This is a genomic window from Nodularia chucula CCY0103 (assembly GCF_963923915.1).
Taxonomy (GTDB): Bacteria; Cyanobacteriota; Cyanobacteriia; order Cyanobacteriales; family Nostocaceae; genus Nodularia; species Nodularia chucula.
Genome location: NZ_CAWUOL010000137.1, coordinates 1 through 8,953 on the forward strand (window position 1 = coordinate 1; position 8,953 = coordinate 8,953).

Sequence of the window (8,953 nt, forward strand, 5' to 3'; positions counted from 1 at the left end):
ACTGGTTTGCTAATTGCTGCTACTGTACCTCATAACAGCCGGAAACGCTGTATTCAAAATAGTTCACTGTCTGAAGAACTTAAACAAATATACTTTCGTTACAGTGTGACTGCTAGAGCAAGTACGGCTGATCTCTTGATAGTAGATATAATTGATAGTTATTCTAGTATTAAAAGTAGTACATACAAATCTGAGATACTTAGTACCTATGCTGCTCTCAGAGATGGTAAACAAGTTTCTGAGCAAGCAAATTTAAAATTATTAGACTCACTCATCTTAAATTCTCAGATACCAGATGATTGTAAAGTAATTTACAAGTTGATGCGTGAACCAGTGAACAATCAGAACGGAAATAAAAATGATGATGTTTTCGCCAAAGTGAAAAAAGTCCGTAACTCAGTGAATAAAGCTGCTGGAATTGTCCCAACTGCTATACAAATTGCATCAATAAGTGGAATGAAAGCAGGAACAGGAGTAGCTATAGGTACATTATCCGGCGGTGCAGCGACTAATGCAACTTTAGCTCTGTTAGGTGGTGGCTCTGTAGCTGCGGGTGGTTTAGGAATGTTAGGAGGATTAGCAGTAGCAACGGGTGGAGCCGCGTTAATTGGTGCAGCTGCTTTAGTATCTGTTGCTTCTGTTAGCCAAATGGATGCTGAAGATAAGAAAAAATTAGGAATTGCAGCCGGAGTTGGAGTTGCAACCAGTGCTGCTGCTGTTAGTACAGCTTGGGCTGCTATGGGTGCTTTTGGTGTTGCTAGTACAGGGACAGCAATTAGCACTTTATCAGGAGCCGCAGCTTATAGTTCTATCATGGCTGCTCTTGGTGGAGTTGGTGTCATGACTGGAGGTGCAGCTGTAATTGCTGCTGGTGCCGGTTTTGCAGCTTGGAAATTTTTCCAAGGAGATAAGAATAATCCTAAGCGGATATTAAAACAGTTAGAGGCTAAATTGTATTCCTGATCGCCTGCTCTATCCCTATTCAGCATATCAAGTCAGTTTAATTACTTATCCTAAAAACTCATGAAAACTCTCTGCGACTCTGCGTGATACTAAATTAGGTTTTACCAAAAATGATATTAGTTAAAATCTTAATTAAATTGTTTTTTCACATCTTCATAAATTTCCAGAGTAATTAGAGAGATACTATTCTCTTCAGCGTAGGCTTCAATTTTTTTCCGTGCAAAAGGACGGACGAAAAAAGGAATTTCTTTGAGTTTAGCTTCAGCTTCTGCACTCCACTTAATTGATTCACTCATTAATTTTTAGGGTTGAATTTCAATATTATTGATGATTTTCATTTTTCAATATTATTGATGATTTTCATTTATGGACAGTTACCTTGACATTAATATTGTAATATCAATTCACACAACATTTGCGACAGATGTAGGTTGGGTTTCACTACTTGAACCAGGAAGAAAATGGAGCCTGCTTATTAGCTTGAAAACTCACTAAGATTCTATCTAAATAAGAATTGTGAGTAATCTTTGATTTAAATTTTTCATACAAAGTAATTCTTTCAACGGTAGAAGGCAAAAATAGTACATCTGTATCTAGTAATGATAAATTTGAATCTTTTGTCATTTTAACTGTTTGTATATTTTTTTATTTAATTATCTCTTTAAAAAATCACAACTGCCGAATAGCCACTTCTAAACCTTCACAAACACCTGTGAGAAAATCTAAATCCAAAGTAGCGATCGCATCACTAGATTTGTGATAATGAGGATTCCTTAAAAATGCCGTATCTGTCACCATCATCGCCGGATAACCTAAATCCCAAAAAGGCGCATGATCACTTCGTCTAATTTGCGGCACAATTAAACCACGATTCGGCACAGGTAGCCATTGACTAGGTACACCAACTTGGCGAATATTACGACTCATTTTGATTAAATCGGGTATTGTGCGTAAATTGCCAATTAAAGCGATGAAATCCCCCTGATTAGGATAAAAGCGTTCTAAAGGAGATGGATAACGTTGAGAATTAGGGGTAATATCACGATATCCTAACATCTCTAGAGATATCATTAACCGCAGAGGTTGCCGTTGTTCATGTAACAAACCTGCATATTCAGCACTACCCAGCAACCCGTATTCTTCCATATCGAAAGCCACGAACCGTAAAGGATATTTCGCCGATTCAGCCGCAAACTTTCTGGCTAACGCTAATAATACTGCCACACCTGTAGCATTATCATCAGCCCCTGGTGTCCCTGGTACAGCATCATAATGAGCTGCAATTAAAATTGGTGGTAAATCTTTCTTTTTCCTTCCCCCTTGGCTGGGTAAATTCAGAATCAGGTTATTACAGGGTTTACTACCTACTAAAAAGGTGTGGATTTCCACACTTCCCCACTGGGAAAATTCTTCACGAATGTACTCTTGCACAAAAAAATGCCCACCACTGGCCAGGTAAGGGTCACGTTGTCGCGCTATCTGCCGCAGATGATTTAGCAATTGCTGTTTTAAAAACAAAGCTTTAAGATAGTTGCACTATCAACTTTTCGTGACAGCATCAAGACAAAAGGAACTGTTACGAGGGTGGATTTCCCAACTGCAACAAAAGTTAAATCCGATTATTTGCCTGATAATATTTCAGGATACTTGGACATACTTAGCATTGTCAATGTTATCCTAGTCTTGCAACTAACTCCTCAAGTTTAAACTCCTCTACTTCTTAGCTTAACGATGACTATCATATCATTGAGGTGTTTTCATACCATAGCCAACAGCTAGAGGTAGTCCCGCAAAATCACAACAAAAGTACAAGACACGCTAGGAGAAGAGTAACGCATGGGCAAGGTAGTCGGCATCGACTTGGGTACAACCAACTCAGTAGTCGCCGTAATGGAGGGTGGCAAGCCGGTGGTGATTGCCAATGCAGAAGGAATGCGAACAACGCCCTCTGTTGTAGGCTTCAGCAAAGAAGGCGAAAGAGTGGTTGGGCAAATGGCCAGACGGCAAACTGTTCTCAATCCACAAAATACATTTTTTGCAGTTAAACGCTTTATTGGGCGGCAGTATAGTGAACTCAGCCCAGAATCTAAGCGTGTACCTTATACAATTCGCAAAAATGAATTAGGTAATATTACTATTCCCTGTCCCCGGCTGAAAAAGGATTTCGCCCCAGAAGAAATTTCGGCGATGGTGATGAAAAAATTGGCAGATGATGCTAGTCGCTATTTGGGTGAACCAGTCACAGGGGCAGTAATTACAGTTCCCGCTTATTTTAATGATTCCCAACGCCAAGCTACCCGTGATGCGGGTCGAATTGCTGGCTTGGAAGTGATGCGGATTCTCAATGAGCCGACAGCCGCATCTTTAGCTTATGGCTTAGATAGGGGTACAACGGAAACTATCCTAGTGTTTGACTTGGGCGGTGGTACTTTTGATGTGTCAATTTTAGAAGTTGGTGACGGGATTTTTGAAGTTAAGGCTACCAGTGGAGATACTCAATTAGGTGGTAATGAGTTTGACAAACAAATAGTCGATTGGTTAGCAGACCAATTTCTAGAAGCTGAAGGGGTGGATTTACGCCGCGAGAGACAATCTCTACAACGTCTCATGGAAGCTGCGGAAAAGGCAAAAATTGAACTTTCGGCGGTTAGCGTCACTGAGATTAATTTACCTTTTATCACCGCTACGGCAGATGGCCCGAAACATTTAGAAACGCGCCTGACTCGTTCTCAATTTGAAGGTTTGTGTATTGATTTGATCGGGCGTTTACGGACACCAGTAAAACGCGCCCTCAAAGATTCTGGACTCTCACCTGTGGATATTGAGGAAGTGGTGTTAGTTGGTGGTTCTACACGAATGCCCATAGTCAAGCAGTTAGTGCGAGACTTAATTGGCATAGAACCCAATGAAAATGTGAATCCTGATGAAGTTGTCGCTATAGGCGCTGCTATTCAAGCAGGTATTTTGGGGGGTGAACTCAAAGATGTGCTGCTTTTAGACGTGACACCATTATCTTTGGGATTGGAAACCATTGGTGGGGTGATGAAAAAACTGATTCCCCGCAATACTACTATCCCTGTACGCCGTTCTGATATTTTTTCTACGTCAGAAAATAACCAAAACACTGTGGAAATTCACGTAGTCCAGGGTGAACGGGAAATGGCATCAAATAATAAGTCTTTGGGACGTTTTAAGCTCTACGGCATCCCGCCAGCACCGAGAGGCATTCCCCAAGTTCAGGTATCTTTTGATATCGATGCTAATGGGATTTTACAGGTGACAGCTTTAGATAGAACTACGGGTAGAGAACAAAGCATTACAATTCAAGGTGCTTCGACATTGAGCGAGTCAGAAGTAAATCGGATGATTCAGGATGCTCAAAAATATGCCGATGTTGACCGCGAACGCAAAGAAAGGGTAGAAAAACGGACTCGTTCTGAGGCTTTGATTTTACAAGCTGAACGGCAACTCAGGGAAGTGGCTTTAGAATTTGGGATGCAGTTTGCGCGTAACCGTCGCCAGCGTATTGATGGTATTTGTCGAGAACTGCGGGAAAGTCTCCAGGAAAATGAAGACCGGGGTATTGATCAAGCTTATGCTGATTTACAAGATGCTTTGTATGAACTGAACCGGGAGGTGCGGGAGTATTACGCTGACGACGAGGACGAAGATTTGTTGGGAACGATTCGGGACATTTTTACAGGTGGTGATAAGGATAGAGAACGTGATTCCCGCGATACATATCGAGAACGTGATTCCCGTGATACATATCGAGAACGTGATTCCCGTGATCCCTATGGTAGAGATTACAACAGAAACTATGATAGCGATTATGGCAGAGATAACCGTTATCCGGCTTATGATAGCAAGCGTTCTGCTCGTAAACCTTCCCGACCAACTTACCAGGATAATTGGGATGATGATGACGATGATTGGTTGTAGTCATTAGTCATTAAGAAGTCACAATCTTTCCCCCTGCTCCCTGCTCCCCTGCTTCTTTTCTCTACTTCCTATTAGTAAAATTAAAAGTTAAATAATTGAGCTATGCAAAATTTGCAGAATTTCCGCGATTACTATGAAATTTTAGGAGTACCAAAGGATGCTTCTGGTGAAGAAATTAAAAAGGTTTATCGGCGGTTAGCAAGACAATATCACCCAGATTTGAATCCGGGAAATAAGGCCGCAGAGGAAAAATTTAAGGATATTGGTGAGGCTTATGAAGTCCTTTCTGATGTGGCTAGGCGATCGCAATACGACCAGTTTAGCCGCTATTGGAAGCAAAAAGGCTTTGTGAGTAACAAAGCACCAAAAGCCAAAACCTGGGCTGGTTCTGCCAATGGTCGCAGTAGCAGCGAAAATGTTGACCCAGGAGAATATTCTGATTTTGAAAGTTTTATTAATCAAGTGATTGGTGTCGGGGGTCGTAAAAATACTAGAAATGGCGGTACTAGCACTAAAACTGATCCCTTTCGTTCTCCTAAAAGCCGAGTTGAGTATACAGTTCCCAAAAGTCCCCCGCGCACACCCCGTCGGGATATTGAAGCGAGATTAACCTTACCCCTGGAAAAAGCTTATCTCGGTGGTAAAGAACGTATCAGACTAGAAGATGGGCGATCGCTAGAAGTAAGTATGCCCCCTGGTATGGTGACAGGTCAAACTATCCGTCTCCGCAATCAAGGTATTAATGGTGGCGACCTCTACTTAAAAATTACCGTAGAACCCCATAATTTATTTAAATTAGATGGTTTTAACATACTTTGCCAAGTTCCAGTTACTCCCTGTGAAGCAGTTTTAGGCGGACAAGTAGAAGCACCCACCTTAGATGGCCCAGTGAAAATGACTATTCCCCCAGGGGTGAGGACTGGTCAAAAACTGCGTTTAGCTAATAAAGGATATCCTAGTGAAACCGGGAACCGTGGGGATCAATTAGTAGAAATTCAAATTGTCACACCTAAAAATCTCACTCCTGAAGAACGAGAACTTTATGAAAAATTACGGGAAATAGAAACCTTTAAACCCCGTACTGATTTATTATGATCAAAACTATGCATGATTAATTTAAATATAGCATTTCCTAGTCTAATAAAGTACAAAATCATCTGCGTTTATCTGCGTACATCTGCGTTTAATTAGGGCTGCTTGTACCTCAATTGCATGGAAATTGCTATAAGTCAAACTTGTACCAGAATTAACTGACAGTTTCTATTTTGTCAATAAATGGTGCGATCGCATCGATAAATTCTGCCGTTGATTCGTAGGGTAAAATATTACGTCCCGGTAATTTCACCCCAGTACCTTCAGGTAAACATCCCAGATAATGAGTCAAACGTTCATCTGGTTTTTCTTGTTTCCCTTCCTTACTAATACTGGATGCAGTTTCCCCCACAACTACCAATGTCGGCTGTTTAATACAAGCCAGATATCCACTGTAATCCCGTCGCCAAAATCCCGCTAAAAATGAAAAAACTGCGTGGCGACTTTCAGGATTTTCTGCCCCTGGAATTAACATATCTAACCACTCTCTATCTACAGCTTGTTCTGCACCAAAAAGTTGTCGAATAGAGAAAGAACGCAAAAACTTTTCTCGTCGTGCATAGCGATAAAAAGCATTTCCCAAAGGCGAATCTAAGATATTCCAAGCTATTTTATTTTGCCACTCTGATGAGTTTTTGCTAATTACCGGCCAAGTTGGAGGACCGGCTAAAATCATACCTTTAATTAAATTTGATTGTTTCTGCACTAACTCTATAGCCACAGGTAATAAAGCACCTTGGACGACAATCACCACAGGTTGTTTTACTACTTCTTCTAAAAAGTGATGTAATTGCTCTGCCCAATCTTGAGGAGTATAAGCAATATGGGGCATATCACTTTCACCACATCCTAGTAAATCAGGATTATAAATGGTATTTTTATGACCTTTCATATACCATTGAGTGCGAAATCTCTGCCAAAATTGCCGTGATAAACCTACACCAATGGGATGAATTAATAGTAAAGCCACACCCTCAGCCGCAGAATTAGCTGGCTGATGTATGTCGTAGGCACAACGATAGTTTTTCCAGGTGTAAAATTGGGTAGGAGCTATGGTGATATTCATGGTATTTTCTAGAGTATGGATTTTAGATATTGATTAAAATATTATTTGTGGATGAATTAATTTATATCCAGCTTGTTTAATTTTTTGATTAGATACTTTTGCATTATAGGGACGGTTACTTTTAGCTTTACTATCCCATTTTACTGGAGGTAAATCATATTTTGCCATCAAAGTATCAAGTAACAATCCAGTGCTAAGATAAGCATCATCTACCAGATTATAAATACCTTGCAAGTGCTGCCGACGGGCAAATTCTATCCCTCCAACAATATCATCTAAGTGAATCCAATTAGCGATATCTTCACCATTACCAGGACGAGTTGTACCAGGAACTCTGCTAAATATTTTCATCAGTTCCCGATTGGGGCCATAAATACCTCCCAACCTCAAGATACAAACGCGGAGTTTTTCACTAGATGCAGCTAGTAATACATTCTCAGTAGCTTGCAGAATTTTTCCCTGTTCATTGCTAGGGGAAATTACAGTTTCTTCATCTACCCAATCACCCTGGCGATCGCCATAAACCGAATAACTGCCAGTATAGATTAGTTGCTTAATACTGGGAATATCTGGTAAAATTTCTACTAGAGTTTGGGCTGTTTTTAGATAAGCCTCTTCATATAAATTTATCCCCTTTGCCCCAACACTTAAAAGGACAATATCTTGATTTTCCAAGACAGATTTTAATCCTTCTCGGTCATTTCCAGTGGTGACAAAAACTTTTTGGGCTACTTTTTGTAAAGTGGGTACACGCTCAGGGGTAGTTGTGGTGGCTGTGATCATCAAAGTCATTTTTTGCTGCCATAATTCAGCCACTGCACAACCAACGTAACCACAACCAATAATGGCAATGTTCATAAATAACCTGATTTTTCCAGTTAATAGTATGCATCTTTAGCTTAACAGCAGATACTGCTAACTATGGATCAGACCATCAGGCATAATTGCCCCAGCTAAGTTAGCACCAATTAATTTTACCAGTAGGCGATCGCCCGAACGAATCCGCGCCCCTGTCAAATCTGCCCCCCGCAAATCCGCACCACTAAGATCCGCACCAATTAAATTAGTAGAGCGTAAATTGGCTTCTCTCATATCCGCTAACAGTAAATTAGCTCTAAACAAATTCGCCTCAGATAAATTTGCACCCCGCAGAATAACTTTATGCATAAAACTATCACTGAGATCAGCCCCACTTAAATCAGCGTAACTCAGATTTCTCCCAGACAAATCCTTGTTACTTAAATTAGAACCTCGGAAATTCTTACCACTCAAATCCGGGTTAGTATTGGGTGGTTTGTAAGAACTTTGGGGTGGTTTTTGGGGTTGAGACACCGAAGAACGATAATTATTTTTATGCCTATCATTTAAAGACCGCAATTGATCACGAGCTTCATTAATAGCTTTCAACTTGTCTTGGGCTTTCTTTTGTAAACGCAGATTCTCTTGAGGAATACGATCAGGATGCCAAATAAACACCAAGTCTTTATAAGCCTGGTTGACTTCCTCAAGTGTTGCGCCAGGTTCTATTTCCAAAACTCGATAATACTGCTCCATCTCGCTCATTATGATATTTTTCTAGACAATCAAATTAAGTATGAGTGATGCAGCCGCTAAATCAAACCGAGTCAAATCTACTCCTGAGACTGGATTTGGTTCTAATTCCTGTTTTAGCCAAGGGCTGCGGCGGTTTCCTGTCCACAGGTATAAATTTAAGAAGAGCGTTTCTCTATCTGCTCTCAATTCAATACTGAGATTTAAATATTATACAAGCGTGTCTTAGCTAACTCAGTTCATAAATAACCTTTTGATCAGCTAATTACAAATATAGCTGGGAGTGGGGACTGGGGATTGGGGATTGGGGATTGGGGATTGGGGATTGGGGATTGGGGA

Annotated in this window: 8 protein-coding genes and 1 pseudogene; 3 read left to right on the forward strand and 6 right to left on the reverse strand. The window is 40.6% G+C overall.

The features are described 5' to 3' along the window. Positions 1 to 963: pseudogene (locus tag ACM0OP_RS22895) on the forward strand (hypothetical protein); the annotation flags it as partial. Positions 964 to 1,091: 128 nt separating this feature from the next. Here the strand turns inward: ACM0OP_RS22895 and ACM0OP_RS22900 are convergent. Together ACM0OP_RS22900 and ACM0OP_RS22905 are read right to left on the reverse strand one after the other, a co-directional pair. Next, entirely contained in the window at positions 1,092 to 1,259 is a 168-nt protein-coding gene (locus ACM0OP_RS22900) for a PCP reductase family protein (protein WP_414530714.1), read from the reverse strand. A gap of 373 nt (positions 1,260 to 1,632) precedes the next feature. Continuing rightward, the gene (locus ACM0OP_RS22905; protein ID WP_414530715.1) at positions 1,633 to 2,481 is read right to left on the reverse strand and encodes a M28 family peptidase; all 849 of its coding nucleotides are present in this window, start codon (positions 2,479 to 2,481) and stop codon (positions 1,633 to 1,635) included. A gap of 318 nt (positions 2,482 to 2,799) precedes the next feature. On the opposite strand from ACM0OP_RS22905, the gene dnaK reads away from it, so the two are divergent. Together dnaK and ACM0OP_RS22915 are read left to right on the forward strand one after the other, a co-directional pair. Continuing rightward, positions 2,800 to 4,905 carry a molecular chaperone DnaK gene (gene dnaK / locus ACM0OP_RS22910; RefSeq protein WP_414530716.1) on the forward strand — a complete coding sequence of 702 codons (2,106 nt, stop codon included), beginning with the start codon at positions 2,800 to 2,802 and terminating at the stop codon, positions 4,903 to 4,905. Between the two features lie 102 nt (positions 4,906 to 5,007). Continuing rightward, a complete protein-coding gene (locus tag ACM0OP_RS22915) occupies positions 5,008 to 6,000 on the forward strand; it encodes a DnaJ C-terminal domain-containing protein (protein ID WP_414530717.1) in 993 nt (330 codons plus the stop codon). Between the two features lie 151 nt (positions 6,001 to 6,151). Here ACM0OP_RS22915 and ACM0OP_RS22920 read toward each other — a convergent pair whose 3' ends face one another. The 4 genes from ACM0OP_RS22920 to ACM0OP_RS22935 are packed head-to-tail and all read right to left on the reverse strand — an operon-like array spanning position 6,152 to position 8,803. Then, positions 6,152 to 7,063, reverse strand: coding sequence for an alpha/beta fold hydrolase (locus tag ACM0OP_RS22920; protein ID WP_414530718.1), 912 nt, complete (start codon positions 7,061 to 7,063; stop codon positions 6,152 to 6,154). Positions 7,064 to 7,096: 33 nt separating this feature from the next. Then, positions 7,097 to 7,921, reverse strand: coding sequence for an SDR family oxidoreductase (locus ACM0OP_RS22925; RefSeq protein ID WP_414530719.1), 825 nt, complete (start codon positions 7,919 to 7,921; stop codon positions 7,097 to 7,099). 57 nt (positions 7,922 to 7,978) lie between these two features. Then, positions 7,979 to 8,626, reverse strand: coding sequence for a pentapeptide repeat-containing protein (locus ACM0OP_RS22930; protein ID WP_414530720.1), 648 nt, complete (start codon positions 8,624 to 8,626; stop codon positions 7,979 to 7,981). A gap of 12 nt (positions 8,627 to 8,638) precedes the next feature. Beyond that, positions 8,639 to 8,803: a hypothetical protein gene (locus ACM0OP_RS22935; protein ID WP_414530721.1), complete on the reverse strand. Its 165-nt coding sequence runs from the start codon at positions 8,801 to 8,803 to the stop codon at positions 8,639 to 8,641. Positions 8,804 to 8,953 lie beyond the last annotated feature (150 nt).